Here is an 18,778-nt window from a genome sequence, read left to right as displayed (position 1 = left end):
GTTCGAGCGCAAGAACCGTTGCTGCAACCCGTTGCAGTTCGGTTGGCTGGCCTACATCGTCAACATATCGGCCACGAAGTCGGAGACCGGCTGCACACCAGTCACGTGCAGCCGGTCTCGCGCTCGCGTGCAGGCGACGTAGAATAGGTGCCGCTCGGTATCAAAGACCTCACGCAGTTCGTCTTCGTCGGTGGCAGCGTCCACCCGCGATTGCAGGGGTAGCGCCTCGTCATCGCAGGCCATGACAACGACCGCCTTGAACTCTAAGCCTTTCGCAAGGTGCATGGTGCCCAGCGAAACGCTGTCGCCGAAGTCTTCGGCCCGTTCGGTTAGCTGCCGTCCCTCTAGGCCAGCCGCAGTGACAGCATCTCGCGCGCGGGGCAGATATTCAGCAGAGCGAACGAAGACGCCGATCTCTGCCGCGCTGATACCTTCCTCGATTGCTGCACGCAGATAGGCAGCCACGTTGGCGGTTTCGTCGGCCTGATTGGCAAATTGTGCGATTACCGGAGCCGGTCCTTCAAACACAGATTGCGCACCAGTTCGGTCGTCCTCGATCCCGTCCACGTCGCGGACTTTCTGTGGCAGGAGTTGGTCCGCCGCTTCTCTGATCTGGCGTGAGGTTCGATAATTGATCCGCAAACTCGAAGCACGGCCCCGGACATCGACACCCAGTGTCAGCCATGAGAATGGTAACTGGAAAATCCGCTGGCCAATATCGCCAGCATAGAATTGTGAGTTCTGCCCGGACGAGATCGCACCCATCATGCGAAGTTCCGAAACGCCCAAATCTTGCGCTTCGTCCACGATCACGTGCGTGAAGGGCTTATCCTCCTTATCCTTGAAGGCGGCTTCGACGGTGGCGAACAGTTGCGAGGATGTCAGGAGGCCTCTTGCAGACAGCATTGCGCGGGCCGTCTCAAAGACCGGCCACAACGCTTCGCGCTGCTTAGAGCCCAGACGGTTGCGCCGCCCGATGCGCGGGACTGCCGAATAGCTTTCCAGATCGGGCAGGTTCCAAGCGTCCACGATCTGCCGCCACTCGGCGGTAACGAAACGCAGGGGCAGGTCGGTGTAGCCCAAATCGGCCATAGCGCGCTCTAGGGCGGCGTTCTGGGCATCAATTGGGGCGAGGGTGGGCCTCAGCCCCGTGGCAAGCTGAAATAGCTCCGTTGCGGCATCCTCGAACGACACAATCGACACGCGGTCCAGCTTCCCCTGATCGTCGGCCAGCAAGATGGCCAGCTTCGCCTTCAGCGCGTTGGCCAGCGGGCGGGAGAAGCTGGTCAGAAGGATGCGCGCCCGGTCATCCTCGCGAACAGCACGCGCCGCGCGATGCAGGGCGACAATGGTCTTGCCGGTGCCAGCCGTGCCCATAACACGCGCTGGGCCGGAAAAGTCCCGCTCGACGACATCTCGCTGCGAAGGGTGAAGAAAGACGCTCCACTTATCCCACGGGAAGTCGAGCGCCAGCCGCAATTCCGCTTCGCTGGTGATGGTCTGGACGCGACGGAGCGTATCTGGATGGGCGAACGGATCGGCAGTTCCAGGTTCCGGCGTTGGCAGTCGGCCAGTTGCAGCGTAGTCCAGCAACGCCTCCGCAACCTCGGCGGGAAGCCGGTCGCTCATGTGAAAAAAGCGATCCTCGGTCCACGTCATGATGTCGGCAACCCAGTCGGAGGGCGTGCCAATGTCCAACAAAGCGTCTTCGGTAAGGTCCGCGAAGATCGCGGGTGCAACGGGTTGCAAGGGCTCTGGCGCGGGCTCGATCTTCGGCGCTGCGAAGAGAGGCCCGGCATCCTCTTCCACCGTCTCGTGGACCTCGACGATCTGGATCGCACCAGTTCGGGGGTGTTCCTCGATCCGGCGACGGGATGCCCAAGTATAGGCATCGTCGTGGTGATCGACATAGGCCAGCATGAAGCTCGCTTCGGTCTTATGAATGATGATGCGGATGTCCTGATTGACCCGCACGGACCAGAAGTTGGGATCGCGGCCATTGGTCAGTCGGTGCATCTTAAGGCCCGGATGGGCAGGGTTTAGTTGCAGGTCGAACGCCGAAGTCTTGGCCTGTTTTTGCTCCTGTCCGGTGAGACGAGACAGGGCGGTAGTGAAGCTGTCGGCGATATGGAAATTCATGTCAGCCATGCTCCATGAGCCACTGGAAGCGTGGCCGTAGTTGAGCAACGAGCCGAGTAAGGCCGTCAGCCGTGTTTTCATAGACCGCCGCTCGATGGTGGCGGAGGTCAAACGGCAAATCGGCGACGTTTCGGGCAATTGGAATTACCGGCTTGCCCAGCGTGTGGGCGATCCCTGCCTCGTAGAAGACATTGGCGTTCTGGCCCGTGAAGTCGCAAAGCACGATCCGGGCACGATAAATAAGCGAGAAGATGTCCTGAATGATCTCTTCATTTTCCCACACCTGCCCAGCCGTCAGACAGGTCAGGCCGAGTTCTTGGCAAGCCGCAGTGACTTGCGCGAGCATTGCGTCGAACTCCGGCGTGAACGGCATCATCACCGCGACTAGGTTCGGATCAATTGGTGTCTGTGGGATGCGAAATACTGCGGGACTGATTGGAATTGGTTCAGCGACTGGCAGCCGCTCGAAAGGCTCATTCGCTGCCTCAATCTCTTGGGCGTTAAGACCAACTATTCCATGGCGATCCAAGAAAGGAGCGAGGTTCACATCCTTAACCGCCCAGTGTGTGCGGTTCATTTCCCAGTCGCCTATGTCGAGTTCATTGGCTTCCTGACTTAGCAGGGCGAAGGGGATTGGTGGCGCTTCGTCGGCTAATTCATATTCGATCCGAATATCCCCATGCAGGATGCGAACAGCCCGCACACGACCCAGCCGGGCATCCTGATCTATTCCGTTCTCATACGCGAACACGGCAGGAAGAGAGCAGAGGTGTTGAATTTGCTCTTCGGTAAAATCCTTGAAACGTGCGGCAATCGCATCTTCAGTATACTCGAAGACGCGCCCACGAGAGAGGACGTAGGGTCGCCCCTGCCAAGCCTCATCGTTTGCTGAAACAAGCAAGCTATACATTACACCCCGAACACCTTCATCACCTCATCACCGAAGTGATTGATAACCTTCACTGCAATGCGGCCACTTTCCGGGCGGTTAAAAGGGCGGGAGGTGGCGCGGTTGAGCGTGGCCCATGCCTCTTCGTCGATCTCGGCTTTCAGAGTGGTCTTCAACTGCTTGTAGGGGTCGTTTGCGCCGAGGAAGTAGGCGTGACGGACGAAGAAGCTCTCTTCGTTGTAAGCCGTGTCGATGAACCACGCGGCGATGCCCTTCACATCATTGGAGCGGACTTCGCCTGTATTGGGATCGTAGATGTCCACGCCGTTGACGCGCACCGCGATGCGGCCATCGGGTTCTTCCAGAATGTCGATGTCCGGCTCGCCGAACACGGTGAAGAGGTTGCCCTTGCCGGTGTTCTTGAGTTCTTCCGACATGTGCAGGTCGGGGTTCATCTTGGCTTTGAGGATCGGCAGCGGGCCAAGCCGGGTCAGTTCGCTGGCATGGGCATCGAAGGCGAAGCTCACCGCGATCAGCACGTCAAACCGGCTTTCGGACGCTTCGCGCGCAGCGGCAGTGAGATCGACGCGGGAGAGCGTGCCGAACTCCGGGCCGATGAAGATGGCGGCGCGGCGCTCGGCCTCGCCTTCCATGAAGCGGCCTTCGGCGGCGATGTAGCCGCGCCCGGCGAACGGCGTGAGACTGGTAAACGCGATCCGGTCGGCCTTGTCGGTCTGGTGGACGCCCGCCGTTTTCAGATGCTCGATCACCATGGCGGCGAAGTCAGTTTCGGACGAGGACAGCGGCCCGGGCTTCCTCGGCTTGCTGCCTTCCATACCGTATGCTTCAGCGTCGATCTGATCGACCAGTTCCTCGGCATCGGCGGGAACTATACGATGCGGGGAAAGGCTTTCCACGGTGAACGGACCGGCAACCCGGATACGGCTGTTGTCGGTGTAGGGCTTGTCATAGAGGTATTCGACATCGGCGGCGCGAGCGATGGAGGCGTCAATCTCTTGTTGGCGAGCCTTGCGGGCGTCCCACCAACCCTGATGGATGCCGACCACGTTGGAAGACCAGCCAGCTTCGGGTTCGCGTGGAATTTCCCATTCCTGCCAGTCATTGCTGGTGGCCTGATTGAGCTCGGCGCGTAGGGGCTCCAACCGTTCCTGCCACTTGTCCCAGATCACATCAATCTCGGAGTTGTTAGCGATCGCCTTCAAAGTGACGTGGGGCACACGCTCAAGAACGAAACCCTGTCGCACGTCTCCGAAAGACGGACGGTCGCTTGGCAGCTTACCCGTGATCTCGGCTTCTTTGCGCTTTCCTTCTTCGCTGTCCGCCAACAAATACCAAGGGTAGCGGGCAGCCATGATCCGAGTGCGAGCAAGAGCCAGCGCTACGCGACTTGTGTCTATGGTTATCCAGCGTCGTCCCCACTGCTCTGCGACGTAGGCAGTCGTTCCAGAGCCGCAGGTGGGGTCAAGAACAAGATCGCCGGGATCGGTGGTCATCAAAAGGCACCGTTGGACGACCTTCGCGGCGGTTTGCACCACGTAGGTGCGCTCGTCAGAATACTGACCAGTGATTGTATCTGCCCAGTTCGAAGTTATCAGCTGGACAGGATAATCGTCGAGAAGCCTAACATAACGGATGGAGTTCTTACTCTGGTGTATGCGTTGCGCTGCGGCGAGACGTCTCATGCCATCCGGTGACGTTGTCCAAAATCTCCGAGCAGGAGAGTATGTTTGTCCCCGAAACGGAAACGCCTCCTTGCCCAACGAATAATCGTGGCTACTCGTTAAGTCGCTGACGCTATAAAGCTGCTTAGACCCATCAGATGGAATTTCGTTTGTCGATTTTATCGCATTTTCGAGTGCGCCGCTCTCCTTATCTCGAAGATACTTGTAAAAACCTAAGTCGCTCTCCCAACCCTTCTCGGTTAGAAGAGACCTGAATTTCAGCGACTTATAGCTCTTCCCATACCAGACGATATGATCAAAGTTCGATGCAATATAGCCCGATGTAAGACCCGTCGTTTTCTTGAAAGCAATCTGCGAGACGAAGTTCTCCTCGCCAAAGACCTCATCTAGCAACGCACGCATGCGATGGACATTTTCATCGCTTATTTGAACGAATATCGAGCCGCTTTCGGTTAGTAATTCTCTCATGACCAGAAGTCGGTCGCGGAGATACGTAAGGTATGAATGGATACCGTCCTTCCATGTATCCCGGAACGCTTTGACCTGTTCCGGCTCACGGCTCAAATCCTCTCTTTTCCCGTCCTTCACATCCCGGCTCTGGGTCGAGACCTGCCAATTCGAGTTGAATTTGATGCCATAGGGCGGGTCGAAATAGATCGCCTGCACCTTGCCTTTCAGCGCCTCGCGCTCGGCGAGGCTGGCCATCACCTGCAAGCTGTCGCCTAGGATCATCCGGTTCGACCAATGTTGATCGTGCTGGTAAAACTCGGTGCGCGCCATCGGATCGGACAGGCCGTTGAAGTCGGCGAACAGGTCCGGCGCGTCGCTAGCCTCTTCCTTCGCCTCTTCGGTCTGGCGGACCAGATCGTCAATGATCGCCTTGGGGTGGACCTTTTCTTGAATATACAACGGCGGCGCGGTGACGATCAGGTCGGACCAGTCCTGCCGGTCCTTCCCGCGCCACACGAGTTGCGCATCGCCAATCTCGATGGTGCCGGTTTCGGCAAGCTGCGCCACCTGATCCTTGGTCAGCGTAATCTTCAGGCCCTTCCACACGATCTGCGGATCAAGGTCTTCATTCCGCTCCCGCACCTCGCCTTCGGCCAAGGGCCGGGCACGCGGATATGCAACGGGTTGCAGCGGAGCCATTTCCTCCTGCATCGCGGCCAGATCGGCCATCTCGGCAGTCGGGATGTTCCGGCGAACATCCTTCTCATAATTCAGCGTGCCAACCTGCTTCTGGGCCTTGGGCTTGCGGGCCATCAACTCAATTCCTGTTTTGCGGAGCAACGAAGTGCTTGATCTTGTGTAGACGAAGGAGGCTTGCGATCTCGCCAGAAACTGCGGTTTCCGTCACCAGAAAGGCTTCAACGAGAGGATCGTCCCGAACGTCCATCGCAGCTTTCACGGCACGGTATTTGATACACTGATAGACGCCACGCCGTAGGTCGATCTCATTCGAGATGAGCGATTTGACTTCGACAACGATGGTCCGATCCTGGCAGTAGAAGACCGCATCAACGCGATCCCCTGAAAAGAGATCGACTTCCGTTTCAGTGCGGGCAGAGGCGAAGCCCTTCCGAATGGCTCCGGGGTTGGCCGTCACCCATTCGCGCAATGCTTTATGTTCCGGGCCTTCACCGCCCTTTCCATAACTGCGGTGATTGTAATCGAGACCGTCATTTTCGGTCCCTTCCTTTCGGGCTTCCCGTTCTTCCTCGATCTTGCCGAGGGTCAAGTCGTTCGCAAACGCCTTCTTGAACAGTTTCGTCCAGTCCTTCGCCTCATAGGCATAAACCTCGGCAGCGGCTCGCTGGTAGGTATCTTCCCACAGCTTGGGATGCTTCTCCTTGGCACCGTCTTTCGCCAACTGCGGGATGCCGAACCGTGCAGCCATGAAACTGCCTGCACCCTTGCTAGGTTGCCGGTCGATTTGATTGACGACGAGGACATTGATTAGCGGCGCAGCGGGATCGACCTTTTGCAGGCGCTCCATGAGCGTGCCCGCGACAAACCCGATCCGCGTAGCGAAGATGGTTGAAAAGCCTTCCTCGGTTTCTAGCATGTGCTTAATGTCGCCATAGGTAATTGTGTCTCCATCGAGAGCGACAGCGATGAGGCGACGCATTGTTGGTTCAAGCGCGTGATCGGCAAGGTCTTCGTTCGTGCCAGCGTATTTCTTGCGATCAGACATTGGCATTGCCTTCCGCCAGAATGATCTCGACCAACGTATCGAAGTCGTTCTCGATCAGAGGCATGTCGCAGAACTCGGCAAAGACCCAGCGACCGAACGTGCCGAGATTGTTCACACCCGGCACCCACAGGGTCTTCATGGTCTCCGCCTTCAATTGGGCATCGCCCTTGCGATAGCCCTTGGTCTCTAGGACGAGGTTGATCAGATCGTCCGGGCCCTTGCCGTCATCCAGCCGCACGACCATGTCCGGGATGTAGCGGCGCGGCTTCGCTCCATCGCGGTATGGGACTTCCAGACCGAGGCCTTGGTTCTTCACGTAGGCCACGACACGAGGATGGGTTTCGAGCACGCGGGCGAGTTCGGCTTCCCACGTGCTGTCACAGACCACATGGCTGACGTGACTGCGGCGGTGGTTGGTCGAGTAAGTGTCCTTGCTGGTCGTGAAGTTCACGTGCCGGGTGGTGGACTTGGGATTGTAGGGATCGAGGATCGCTTTGATCGACTTCGGGCCATGCTCATACCGCTGGCAGGCAAGAAAGATGCGCTCTGCCGCCTGATCCTTGATCTCAAGGTAATCGAGCACGCCCATGGGCACGCCCTTGAGCACCAGATAGCCGCCGTCGAGCCATTCGCGCACGATACGCCGGACCTGCCCGAAGAGGTGCACCGGCAAGTCGCCGCTTTCGTCACCGAACCGCTTGAGCAGATGAGCGGCGAGGGCATAGGCAACGGCGCTGGGCCGGTCATCGCCAACACCCTTCGCTGCCAATTCATCGGTTGCGCCGACGATGCCCGACATGGTGACGCGGGAAGGGCCGATCATTTCGGGATCGACAATCAGCCGGCTGTCATCGGTGAAGTTAGCGCTGATCCTCTCTTCCGGGAGATCGACGCGGTAGCCTTCGACGCGGGGGAAGATGATCTCCAACTCCGGGCGTTCGGCTACCCGCTCCTTTACAGCGTGGACGCGAGTGACGAGCTTGGGGGGTGTGGGCTTGACCACGACAGGCTTGGCAGTGAAGTCGAAGGGGATACCGAGCACATCGGCATATTCGACATCGAACAAGCCCTGTTCGTTGAGTTCGTAGGATTGGCGGCGCAGGCCGCGCCCGACGACCTGCTCGCACAACAACTGCGTTCCGAAAGCCCGAACGCCGAGAATGTGCGTAACAGTGTTCGCGTCCCAACCTTCGGTGAGCATTGAGACCGAGACGACGCAGCGGATATTCTCGCCAAGACGCCCGACTTGACCAACGGTGTTCATCACCTCCCGAAGCAATTCGGCATCGTCGATGTCATCGGCATTTTCGACACGCCCGGTGCGCTCCTGCCGTTCGCGCCGGAACTGCTCGATCTCGGCTTCGGCAATCTTGCGAAAGTTCTTATCCAACGCCTCGCCGCTCTCAAGCTGTGCGCTGTCGATCAGCAGGGTAGGGGCGCGGGCGATCCGGTTGCCGTGCTCATCGTAGTTGCGGAATAGTTCGAGATGACCGCGATGGACATTGACCAGTTCGCCGTCCGCATTGGGGCGATCCCAGCCCGAGATGTATTCGTAGATCAGCTTCGAGGTGGCAGTGTTGTTGCAGACCACGATGAAGACGGGCGGCACGGGGATGCCCGCGCGCTTCCATTCCTCATGGACCAGAACATAATGATTATAGAGCGCATCCAGCGCCGTCAGCAGCTTAGTCGGGAGCTTCAGGGGGTTGAGGTCTTCGGACTTCTTCGCGCCCTTTTTCGGCATCTCCTTGCCGATGTGATCCCACAACTTGCGGTAGATTGGCATGTCGGCAATCGGCAGGTTGTCGGCCACCGGCACACGCGGGAGCTTCACGATGCCGCACTCAATGGCGTCCATCAGCGAGAAATCGCTCACAACCCACGGAAACAAGGTGCCTTCGACGTAGCCTGATCCGGCGAGGAAGAACGGGGTGGCGGAAAGGTCATAGACGGCCCGCACGCCGACCTTCTTCTTCAGCGCCTTGATGCCGTTGATCCAGAGCCGCGCAGCTTCCTTGTTTTCCTTGGCTTCGGCCTTGCTGTCAGCATCGGTCAGTTCTTCGATACTGCCCTGCGGACGCTCTTCATAGCAGTGGTGCGCCTCGTCATTGATGACGACAACATTCTTCATCGTCATCAACTCGCCGCAGGCGCGCTGAAGCATCTGCCCTTCGCTCTCGATGGTTGTCGGAGCCTCGCCACGACCTTGCAGCAGGGCCTTCCCGACCTTTGAGACATCCATCGTCTCGCGGCGTTTGAAGGAATGGTAGTTCGTGATGACGACCTTGGCCTTGCCGATCTCCGGGAGCATATCGGAGGGCACCAAGTCGCGGTTGCGATAATAACTGTCGGGATCGTCGGGCAGCAGGACGCGCAACCGATCCTTGATGGTGATGCCCGGCGCGACGATAAGGAACCCTCGACTGAAATAGCTGCTATTCGGGGAGCGGACGGCGTTGACGGTCTGCCACGCGATCAGCATCGCCATGACAGTGGTCTTGCCCGCGCCGGTCGCCATTTTCATTGCGATACGCATCAGTTCCGGGCTCGATGCCCGGTTGGCACCTTCGATATGCTTCCACAGGTGAGCATACCGTTTCTGCGTCCGTGCAACTTCGGTCAGCCAGATTACCGTTTCGACGGCTTCGACCTGACAGAAGAATGGCCGGAGACCTTCCACCTCGGTGCGCCGCCAATGATGCAGTAGGCGAGCCGTCGCCGGGGTAACGCCCCAGTCCCGGTCGTTGGGCAGATTGCGCCACGTGGTGACGTGCGCACGTATCTCATTGATGATCGGCTTCGGATTGTATTCCTGATCGTCATCGGAAAGGCCGGTCGCATCGTCGAACAACATTGAGGCTTGTGCAGCCTTGCTCGACCGGCGCTTTGGCTTAGGAACCGGCGTGATGAAGTCGCAGGGTCGCCGACCTTCGATTGGAGGCTGTTCAAGCGGCTGACCGTCTTCGTCCAGCGCATGATGCCGGGTTGGCGGTTCATACGGCGAATTAAGAATAGGATGATCGAAAAACGATTGTGACACGCAAAGCCCCCTCAACCTGACCTGTATTGATTAAGAGAGCACCAATCACAAGGCCGTGAGCCGCTGAATTGACAACAAAAGTCTGCCACATGGGTTTGCCCATGTGGGAAAGACCGATCTGTCGCGATGGCCCTGCAATGGCGTCGCACAGAAGTGGTTTTCGACTTTTGAGACGCCGGTTCCGCAGGGCCATAGAGCCATGTGGGACTGGCTAGGCGGTGAGGAACCGTTCCTGTCCGCAAGCCCAACCCAACAAGAGCGGGCGGCCAGACGGAGTGTCGATAACAACGGATTGGCCGGGCGCAATGTCTCCGCCACCAAGAAGCGCGACGAAACTCTGAAAATCATCGAGCCAGCGCCGCGCTGGCGAGAAGGAGTGCACGATCATTCCGGCCATTGAAGCATTGAACCGTTCGGCCTCGATCAGTGCAGATGCGGTGCGGTGGAGTAACTGATAGCGAACACCGGGTGGGCAGTCCCCGATGCCCAGCGTTGCGCAAAGGTAGGACAGCCGCTCAATCTTGCCATCGGAAGGCTTGCGGCTCCAATCAGCTACCGTATCGCCAAACGCCTCCTCGACCTTTCCCTCAATGGTGTAAGTGGCCAGCCCGGCTTCATGTCGCACCAGCGCCAGAATATCGGACTGGCTCTCGCGTGTGCCGCCCGGAAGGGAGGTCTTGTGCTCCGGCACGGCGAAGAGAAGTTCCGGCTCGCCGAACCCACCGGCCATAATCTCGGCGACTTCGTGCGGGATGCCGTTCGTAGCTTCCCAACAGTGGGCAAGGGCTCGCGCTGAATAGCCGCACTTCCACTGAAGATCAGGCTTGGCGAGGAAGCGTTGCCAGTCGTCGGCTCCGGCTGATGGGATGAGTATCTTGGTCATAACCATCCTATCGGTGATCGCCGATCAGCAGTTCAAGATCATCAAGAAACGCCGGATCATACCGCTCTTCGACATGGCGCTGGTTCCATAGGCCGGACGATCTGACAAGCGGGCGACTTGAGTGTTGGCCGAGCCAATCCGCTGACGGTGGATCAAGTTGTGTCTTCCCGTGATTGCTTAGGAGGGCGATTGAGTTGCGTTCGATCCAACCACGTTGACTGCCGGGTCCGGGCGGGTCGTCAATGCGAAGCCAGACCACGCGGGTGAGCGCAAGGCGAAGGCTCACCGCCAGTTCGAGCGGAGCTTCAAGGAGCTTGTTCGCAGGTTTTCCTTCCCACGTGGAACAGACTGCTTCACTCCCGCACCTCATCAGGGCGTCACCCGTAAGAAGGCGAAAGATCGAGCCCCGGTGATTACCGCTACCTGCCCTTGTCCCGCCATGTTGTCGCAGGCGACCGCGAAGCGTCGAGCTTGCTCCCGGCTTGAGCGCATGAGTTCCAACCCTGACGACACGCAGAGCGGTCCCGCTGTCTGACCGCACTTCTTCAGGCTCGAAGAAGAAATAGACGCCGCTCTCATTTCCTAGTGCCGCAACCGCATCGGCGAGTGGGCGAGGTCCGCGCTGCCGATCCGCAAGATCATCCAGCAGGTCGTAGAAGCGCCGGAGATGGTCCAGCCTGTTCATTGATGCTGCGTCAGCCATGCAAGCTGTTCTCCCTGTCGCAAGCCCTTCAGCGGCTGCGATACACTCACCCCGGCTTCCGTCATGGGCTGGACCAGAAACTCGATGTAGCGTTGACCAGCAAGGCAGACGACATGACCGGCTTCACGAGCAAGCGGGATTAGCGTTGGCAACACATTGCGCGCCCATGCCTTCCGAGCCGTGACACCCATTGTGGTCAATGTCTCGTCATAGGGTTCCACCACGTCATCCGGTTGCAGGAGGCCATGCTTGGCGGACAGCACGACCCAAGAAGCCCCCGCACGTTCTGCCAACTGGCGCTTCATCTGGAACGCTGGGGATGAATAGAGGTCACGCGCAGGGGCGGACTTCGAGAGCTTTGCTTTGGTGCAGGAGATCAACGCGAGAGCGCCGGACCAATCGGAAACATCCCGGATTGGTGACGAGGGCTTGACCGGGGAGGTCGGGATGCGACGCGCCGCAGGCGCTTCAATAGGGTCGCCTGTCAGATCGAAATGGAACCAGACGTTCATGCCGTCTGCCGGACCTTCTTGCCCCTTGAAGATCACGCCGCCGTCTTGATGTAGTTTCGATCCACGAAGGACACTGCATACGGCGCGTGGCATGTTCACCAGACCCATCGCCTGATGCACGTCACCCGCTCGAACGGTCAAAGAAGAATGACCTGCCATTCTCGCAGGTTGAACCAACCTCTGAACTACAAACGCCCGGATACGATCTGCCTGTGACATGACGACTTGGTAATGGATGCTAATCACACTTGGCTAGGCAGTTTTTTCGCAATCATTTCGTCGAGATTTTTCGTCAATCGGCTCCCCTTTCTCGTGACTTTCGTGTCGCTGCGTGGCAGCATTATCCTGTAATATGTGTGTAATTACAGGAGATTACATGAAGATCGGGTATGCCCGTGTGAGCACTGCCGATCAGGTTGCCGGGATCGAAGCGCAAGAGCGCGACCTGCGTGCAACGGGTTGCAGCAAGCTCTTCACTGAACGGGTCAGTTCCGTAGCTCAACGGGAGCAACTCGCTTCGGCCTTGGACTTCGTTCGGGAGGGCGACGCCTTGTGTGTGACCCGGCTTGACCGGCTCGCTCGTTCGACGGCGGACCTTCTTGCGATCATCGCCACGCTTGAAGCCAAGGGGGTGGGGCTGCGCATACTCGACTTCGGTGGGCAGGCTGTGGACACACAATCACCGTCCGGGAAGCTAATTGTCACTATGTTCGGAGCGTTCGCACAATTCGAGCGCGAGCTTCTTCTTCAGCGGCAGCGGGAAGGCATCCAGAAGGCGCGTGCTGACGGCAAATACAGAGGGCGAGCCCCTACAGCCCGGCGCAAGGCGTCGCAGGTGCACGAACTGCGGGGCAGTGGGCTCGCCGCTTGCGAGATCGCAGCCAAGTTGGGGGTGAGCCGCAGTTCGGTCTACCGCATCCTCTCGGAGCCTGTGGCCGCATGAGAGATGCGATCCCCCGGTTATTCGCCGATGTCACGGCGAAGCTCGAAGACATGCACATGATCGCTGTGGAAGGGCAGAGGCGCGATAACGCACCGGACATGCAGCGAGTGCTTGCCTCTCAACTCCGCATGGGAGTTGCATCGCTCGATACCTCCCTTGCCACCATCAAGCGCAGGCTTGGGGACGACCATGATTGATCGCCGCCCCAGACCTTGGGAGATAGCCTACAACGGATTTTCATGGACGCAGCGATGTGCCGTCACGCCCCTTCAGAACGCTGCCATCCGCGACGGTCGTCTGACGCGGCCAACAATCTGCACCGTCTGCCTAGATGGCCGAAGTGAGCGCCCGCAGGCCCGCGACTATCGGTTTCTTCATCTGGAAGACTATCGCGAGCCGCTGAAGGTCTACGGTTGCTGTAAGCGTTGCCATGCTGCCGTTCACGCGAGGTTCCGCGATCCAGATCGTTGGCATGACCTGATGATGCGGCATAGCAGGGCAGGGGAGTGGTTTACGCTCCTCTCGCTCGATCCGGCATCACAGTGGCAGCCATACGATGTCACCTATCCCTCCGGTCTGCCTTGGAAACCGTCAGCCCCGGACATGAATTTTGACTTCCTGATCGCGCCAACCGACCCGGTTGAGCAGGAGGCTAGGAAGGGATAACTTGCGAAACGAACTGAACAGGATGTGCATCATGGGCACCAAGTCGGCGTGGACGCCAGAACGCAGAGCACGGCAGGCGGAGATTATCCGAGCCACACAGCCGTGGAAGTCATCGACCGGCCCGAAGACGCCCGAAGGCAAGGCCAAGAGTTCCCGCAACGCCTACGCCGGGGACTGGTATCACGAGGCTATGAAGAAGCTCGCCGACAATCGGGAGACCATGCTCGGGCTGTTCGGACGCCAACGGTTCCCAAGGGGCACTCTGCCGGACATGGGACGGACACGGGCCTCTGGCCCAAAGAAGGATTTTCGCTAAGTGCTTGAAAATGTGGTGGACGCACTAGGGCTCGAACCTAGGACCCGCTGATTAAGAGTCAGCTGCTCTACCAACTGAGCTATGCGTCCATTCCGGCGTTTTCCGCGGAACCCCGAATCGTCGGGAGGCGTTCATATAGCGCGAGAATCGCGCGTGAAAAGCCCTGCTTTCAAATTAACCGAAATTCCTTGTTCCGGGCTGCCTGCTCCAGCGTTCCACCATCATCAGACTGCCGATGCAGATCATGTTCGTCATCATGGATGATCCGCCATGGCTCATGAAGGGAAGGGGGATGCCGACGACCGGTGCCAGGCCCATCACCATCATGAGATTGATGGCGACATAGAAGAAAATCGTGGCGGTGATTCCGCCCGCCAAAAGGCGTGAGAAGCGGTCTGGCGCGTTGCGCGCAACGGTCAGGCCCCAGCGCAGCACGATGCCGAAAACCAGCAACACCAGCAGGCCGCCGAGCAGGCCCCATTCTTCAGCCATGGTTGCGAAGACGAAGTCCGTATGCGGTTCGGGCAGATAGTTCAGGTGGCTTTGCGATCCTTCTCCGAATCCCTTGCCGAACAGGCCCCCGGATCCGATCGCGATCTTCGACTGGGTGATGTGATAACCATCGCCCAGCGGGTCGCTCTCCGGATCGAGGAAGGTCGTTACGCGGCGCTGCTGGTAAGGCTCCAGCGCGAAGAAGAAAGCGAGCGGGACGGCAACTATCGCCGCCACGCCGCCGCCCACGAACCATTTGGTGGGCAATCCGGCCAGGAACATCACCACCGCCCCGCCAAATGCGATGGCGAGCGCAGTACCGAGATCCGGCTGAATGAGAACCAGGCCCATCGGCACGCCGATCAGCACGGCTGCCGGCAACAGGGCGCGCCAGCTTCCGGTCATCCCGGCCGGAAGCGAATGATAGAAACTGGCCAGCACCAGCACGATGCCGGGCTTCATGAGTTCCGATGGCTGGATCCTGATGAAGCCAAGTTCCAGCCAGCGCTGACTGCCGCCCCCCACTGCGCCCAATATTTCCACCAGCACGAGCAGGATCACGATGGCCGCATAGGCCGGATAGGCGGCCAGCTGCACCAGGCTTTGCGGTATGCGCGACATGATCAGCGCCATCGCCAGGAAGATGGCATAGCGTAGCAGATGGGACGAAGCGAAGGGCTGGAACGAGCCCCCGGCCGCAGAATAGAGCACCGCTGCGCCAAAGGTCACCAGCAGCGTCAGTGGCAAGAGGACGCGCCAGGGCAGCTCGGCCAGAGTTGCCGGAAGGGCAATTCCCTTCATTCGCCCGTCCTCGCTGCCGTGTTCGCCTCAGGTTCGGGCCGAGGCGTCACGGCCTCGGTCGCGGCGGTGGCCGGCTGCGCGGCAGCACGCGCTTCGGCATCCACTTCCCGCGCCACGGCGACCGGATCGGCCGGGGCGGGGGGAAGATCGACACCGGCGGCAGTGGCATATTGCGCATATTGCGCGGCCAGACGTTCCTGCGCCGTACCGCCCCATTGTTCTTCCAGCTTGTGCAACGCGTCCAATCCCTTTGCGGGGTCGAACAGGAATGTCATCACGTCGCGGGCGATAGGGTAGGCAGCGCTGGATCCGCCGCCATGTTCGATCACCACGGCGCAAGCATAGCGGGGATTGTCGAAAGGCGCGAAACTGATGAACAGACCGTGGTCGCGATATTTCCACGGCCCGCTCTTCCCGCTGGCGACACTGAGGCTGACAACCTGCGCGGTACCCGTCTTGCCGGCCAGCAGCACGTCATCGATTGGCAGGCGAGCGCGCCCGGCCGTGCCGGGGCCGTTCACCACGTCGCTCATCGCGTTCTGGATCACCTGCACGTGGTCACCGTGGAAATTCATCGTGTCGAATTTGGGGCGCGTCCCGTCTATCAGCAGGCGCGGCATCACCTTGTTGCCCGTGGCGAGGCGGGCCGACATCACTGCCAGTTGCAACGGGTTGGCCAGCATGTATCCTTGGCCGATCGTGGCATTCACCGTGTCAAAAGCTTGCCATTTCTGGCCGTATTTCTGCAGCTTCCACGCCGGATCGGGCACTGTGCCGTAAAACTGGCTGGTGACGGGCAGGGGGAATTCCTGCCCCATGCCGCACCGCCGGGCCATGGGGGCGATCACATCCATGCCAAGCTGCTGGGCAAAGTGATAGAAATACACGTCGCAGGACTGGTAAATGCCCTTGGCCATATCCACCCGGCCATGGCCGCCGCGCTGCCAGCAATGGAATACACGATTGCCGACGCGCAGCCCGCCTGTGCAGGTCGTCGCCGCATGAGGGTCAAGCCCGGCTTCGAGGAAGGACATGGCCACCATGGGCTTCACCGTCGAACCCGGCGGATACAGGCCCTTCAGCACCTTGTTGCGCAGCGGAACCCGTTCGTCATCCCGCAACATCTGGTATTCCACGCGGCCGATACCGTCGGAAAAGCTGTTGGGATCGAAGCTGGGCATGGACGCCATGCAGAGCAAATCGCCGGTCAGGCAATCTATCACCACGACGGAACCGGATTCCAGCCCGATGCGCCGGGCTGCATAATCCTGTAACGGGCCGTCGATCGTCAGCCGGATCGCGTTCCCCTGGACATCTTCTCTCGTTTCGAGATCGCGGACAATCCGGCCCGAGGCGGTGACTTCCACCCGCCTTGCGCCCGGTTCGCCGCGCAATGTCTGTTCGAACTGCTTTTCCAGCCCGTCCTTGCCGACCTTGAAACCGGGCGTGACAAGCAGGGGGCTGGGATCGGCCTCATACTCCTCGCGCGAGGCGGGGCCGACATAGCCGATCAGATGGCCCACGCTCGCCCCGGTCGGGTAATAGCGGGAAAAACCGCGCTGCGGCACGACACCGTGCATGTCCGGCAAGCGCACGCTGACCGCGGCGAATGTTTCGTACTCCAGCCCGCTGGCCACAGGAACGGGCTGAAATCCTGCCGACTTGTCCAGCCTGTCGCGCAGATCCTCTTTTTCCGCCGGCGAGAAGTTCAGCAGATCGCTGAGCTGTTCCACCGTTGCATCGGCATCGGTGAGCCTGTCGGGAAAAATATCGATCCGGAAATCGGCCCTGTTCGATGCCAGCGGTGCGCCATTGCGGTCGAGGATCCAGCCACGGCGGGGCGGGATGAGCGACAGGTTTACCCGGTTGCTTTCCGCCTCCATCTCGTATTTTTCGTTCTCGGCCACGGCGATATAGCCCATGCGCGCCGCCAGCAGCACGCCAATGCCGCCCTGGATACCGCCCACTATGAAGCTGCGGCGGTCGAAACTTTGCCGAAGCGAACTGGAGGTGAACTTGTTCAGGGCCATGGGTCAGCGCAGGCGCCGGATACGCATCAGGCGGAATCTGTCGAGCAGGGAAATCACGCGGGCAAGAATGGGGATGAGCACGATCGACAGCAATAGCTGCGGAAGAATGACCCGAAGCTGTACAGGGTTGAAGGCCAGCCCGGAAATTACCGCGCAGGCAAACAGATAGATGGCGACGATTGCCGTGGCGGTCAGCCAGTCCAGCCAGAAGCTGCGCCAGGGAAAACGGATTTCGATCAGGTCGACTGCAATCAGGGCGAGTGAGAACAGCAAGATACCGCTGCCCAACGGTTGCCCGGAAAAGAGATCGTCAAACAGCCCGATCGGCAGGCCGGCCCACAGGGGCAGCACCCCCGGACGCAGCAGCCGCCAGCCAAGCATCATCAGCAACGCCATGGGCGGCATGACTGGCGCCGGCGAGATAATCGGCAACCACGGGGTCAGCGAACCCAGCAATATCGTCAGCCACGGCACACCGTAAACGAGGAGGGGCAAATGGTCGCGATTGATCTTGCTGCCGAACGCGTCCCGCCGCGCCTGCGGATTGAGCCGCTCCATCAGTCGCCTTCGGCCTGATCGGATGCGTCCGGCATGGTGACGGCCCTTACGGCTTCGGGTTGCCAGACGGGTTCAACCACCACGATATCGGTGGCGGCCGGATTGCTCAGCAGGCGTGCAATGGCGCCGTCTTTCGTGATCTCCGTCGCCAGTGCCACGGCCGTACCGGGCCGGAACAATCCGCCCGCACCGGAAGTGACGAACACATCGCCCTCCCTGATCGGATTGATGCCCAGATTGACCAGCCGCAGCCGCAGCGAACCATCGGCGCGCCCTTCGGCAAAGGCCACCACGTCATCGGTCGCCCGGCGCACCGGGATCATGCTTTCCGGATCGGTCAGCAGCAACACGCGTGAACTGCGCGCCCCCGCTTCCAGCACACGGCCGACCAGCCCCATGGGAGAACTGACCGGCATTCCCGGCTTCACCCCGTCATCGCGGCCAGCTGAAAGATAGGCGAACCTGCGGGCGCTGGAGGAAGTGCCGCCGATCAGCCGGGCATAGGCCACAGGCTCAGTCTGCCCGGCCGACAGGGCGAGCACGGCCTTCAGCCGCTCATTCTCCTGCTCGACAGCTTCGGCTTCTGCCAGTTTCACGCGGGCGATGCGGATTTCCCGTTCCAGTTCCGCATTGCGGCTGCCTGCACGGTAATATCCGGCGATGGCGGCAAAAATGCCGCGCCCTTCGGTGCGCGCTTCTGCCCCGATCTCCCCCGCCGGGGAGGCCACGTCGCTGGCCGCGGTCCGGATTCCAGAAAAGGTTTCGGGTCGCCAGATGGAGATAATCAGCAAGGTGGCACCGATCAGCGCGCCGATCCCGGCGACGACATAACCAGTGAAGACGCCCATCTGCGCCTTCTTGTTGCTTCCCGTACGGCGGCTTGCCGGCGGCGCCATGCCCGCCCTTTCC

At 59.9% G+C, this 18,778-nt stretch carries 15 protein-coding genes and 1 tRNA gene; 3 read left to right on the top strand and 13 right to left on the bottom strand.

Going from position 1 to position 18,778, the window contains the following annotated elements:
- Window positions 1-51 precede the first annotated feature (51 nt).
- The 8 genes from WYH_RS17090 to WYH_RS16400 all read right to left on the bottom strand — a co-directional run bounded on the left by WYH_RS17090 (window position 52) and on the right by WYH_RS16400 (window position 12,222).
- A complete protein-coding gene (locus WYH_RS17090) occupies window positions 52-2,220 on the bottom strand; it encodes a 3'-5' exonuclease (protein WP_235979793.1) in 2,169 nt (722 codons plus the stop codon).
- A complete protein-coding gene (locus WYH_RS02870) occupies window positions 2,141-3,049 on the bottom strand; it encodes a hypothetical protein (protein ID WP_046902632.1) in 909 nt (302 codons plus the stop codon). Before WYH_RS02870 ends, WYH_RS17090 begins: the two co-directional genes overlap by 80 nt.
- Window positions 3,049-5,994: a site-specific DNA-methyltransferase gene (locus tag WYH_RS02865; RefSeq protein ID WP_046904749.1), complete on the bottom strand. Its 2,946-nt coding sequence runs from the start codon at window positions 5,992-5,994 to the stop codon at window positions 3,049-3,051. Before WYH_RS02865 ends, WYH_RS02870 begins: the two co-directional genes overlap by 1 nt.
- A gap of 4 nt (window positions 5,995-5,998) precedes the next feature.
- Complete coding sequence (locus WYH_RS02860) at window positions 5,999-6,925, bottom strand: hypothetical protein (RefSeq protein WP_053833367.1); 927 nt, start codon at window positions 6,923-6,925, stop codon at window positions 5,999-6,001.
- Complete coding sequence (locus tag WYH_RS02855) at window positions 6,918-9,965, bottom strand: BPTD_3080 family restriction endonuclease (RefSeq protein ID WP_046902631.1); 3,048 nt, start codon at window positions 9,963-9,965, stop codon at window positions 6,918-6,920. Before WYH_RS02855 ends, WYH_RS02860 begins: the two co-directional genes overlap by 8 nt.
- 211 nt (window positions 9,966-10,176) lie before the next feature.
- Complete coding sequence (locus WYH_RS02850; RefSeq protein WP_046902630.1) at window positions 10,177-10,848, bottom strand: DUF6946 family protein; 672 nt, start codon at window positions 10,846-10,848, stop codon at window positions 10,177-10,179.
- Between the two features lie 7 nt (window positions 10,849-10,855).
- Window positions 10,856-11,551: a GIY-YIG domain-containing protein gene (locus WYH_RS16405; protein WP_218917152.1), complete on the bottom strand. Its 696-nt coding sequence runs from the start codon at window positions 11,549-11,551 to the stop codon at window positions 10,856-10,858.
- A complete protein-coding gene (locus tag WYH_RS16400) occupies window positions 11,530-12,222 on the bottom strand; it encodes a DUF6884 domain-containing protein (RefSeq protein WP_156320052.1) in 693 nt (230 codons plus the stop codon). The genes WYH_RS16405 and WYH_RS16400 overlap by 22 nt, the downstream gene beginning before the upstream one ends.
- Before the next feature lie 217 nt (window positions 12,223-12,439).
- Between WYH_RS16400 and WYH_RS02840 the strand changes: the two genes are divergently transcribed.
- From WYH_RS02840 to WYH_RS16745, 3 genes are read left to right on the top strand one after another with little or no spacing between them, the layout of a single operon-like run.
- Entirely contained in the window at window positions 12,440-13,006 is a 567-nt protein-coding gene (locus WYH_RS02840) for a recombinase family protein (RefSeq protein ID WP_046904746.1), read from the top strand.
- Window positions 13,003-13,203 carry a hypothetical protein gene (locus WYH_RS02835; RefSeq protein WP_046902629.1) on the top strand — a complete coding sequence of 67 codons (201 nt, stop codon included), beginning with the start codon at window positions 13,003-13,005 and terminating at the stop codon, window positions 13,201-13,203. Before WYH_RS02840 ends, WYH_RS02835 begins: the two co-directional genes overlap by 4 nt.
- On the top strand, window positions 13,196-13,672 hold the full coding sequence (locus WYH_RS16745) for a hypothetical protein (protein ID WP_156320051.1): 477 nt from the start codon (window positions 13,196-13,198) through the stop codon (window positions 13,670-13,672). The genes WYH_RS02835 and WYH_RS16745 overlap by 8 nt, the downstream gene beginning before the upstream one ends.
- A gap of 329 nt (window positions 13,673-14,001) precedes the next feature.
- Here the strand turns inward: WYH_RS16745 and WYH_RS02820 are convergent.
- From WYH_RS02820 to WYH_RS02800, 5 genes are all read right to left on the bottom strand, one after another.
- Window positions 14,002-14,077: transfer RNA gene (locus WYH_RS02820), tRNA-Lys, on the bottom strand.
- An 85-nt stretch (window positions 14,078-14,162) separates the two neighbouring features.
- Window positions 14,163-15,281, bottom strand: coding sequence for a rod shape-determining protein RodA (rodA, locus tag WYH_RS02815; protein WP_046902627.1), 1,119 nt, complete (start codon window positions 15,279-15,281; stop codon window positions 14,163-14,165).
- Window positions 15,278-17,311 carry a penicillin-binding protein 2 gene (mrdA, locus tag WYH_RS02810; RefSeq protein WP_046902626.1) on the bottom strand — a complete coding sequence of 678 codons (2,034 nt, stop codon included), beginning with the start codon at window positions 17,309-17,311 and terminating at the stop codon, window positions 15,278-15,280. The genes rodA and mrdA overlap by 4 nt, the downstream gene beginning before the upstream one ends.
- A gap of 3 nt (window positions 17,312-17,314) precedes the next feature.
- The gene (gene mreD, locus WYH_RS02805) at window positions 17,315-17,869 is read right to left on the bottom strand and encodes a rod shape-determining protein MreD (protein ID WP_046902625.1); all 555 of its coding nucleotides are present in this window, start codon (window positions 17,867-17,869) and stop codon (window positions 17,315-17,317) included.
- Window positions 17,869-18,765: a rod shape-determining protein MreC gene (locus WYH_RS02800; protein ID WP_046902624.1), complete on the bottom strand. Its 897-nt coding sequence runs from the start codon at window positions 18,763-18,765 to the stop codon at window positions 17,869-17,871. Before WYH_RS02800 ends, mreD begins: the two co-directional genes overlap by 1 nt.
- Between the last annotated feature and the right edge of the window lie 13 nt (window positions 18,766-18,778).

Source organism: Croceibacterium atlanticum (assembly GCF_001008165.2).
Taxonomy (GTDB): domain Bacteria; phylum Pseudomonadota; class Alphaproteobacteria; order Sphingomonadales; family Sphingomonadaceae; genus Croceibacterium_C; species Croceibacterium_C atlanticum.
This window is presented reverse-complemented; position numbering and strand designations above follow the sequence as displayed.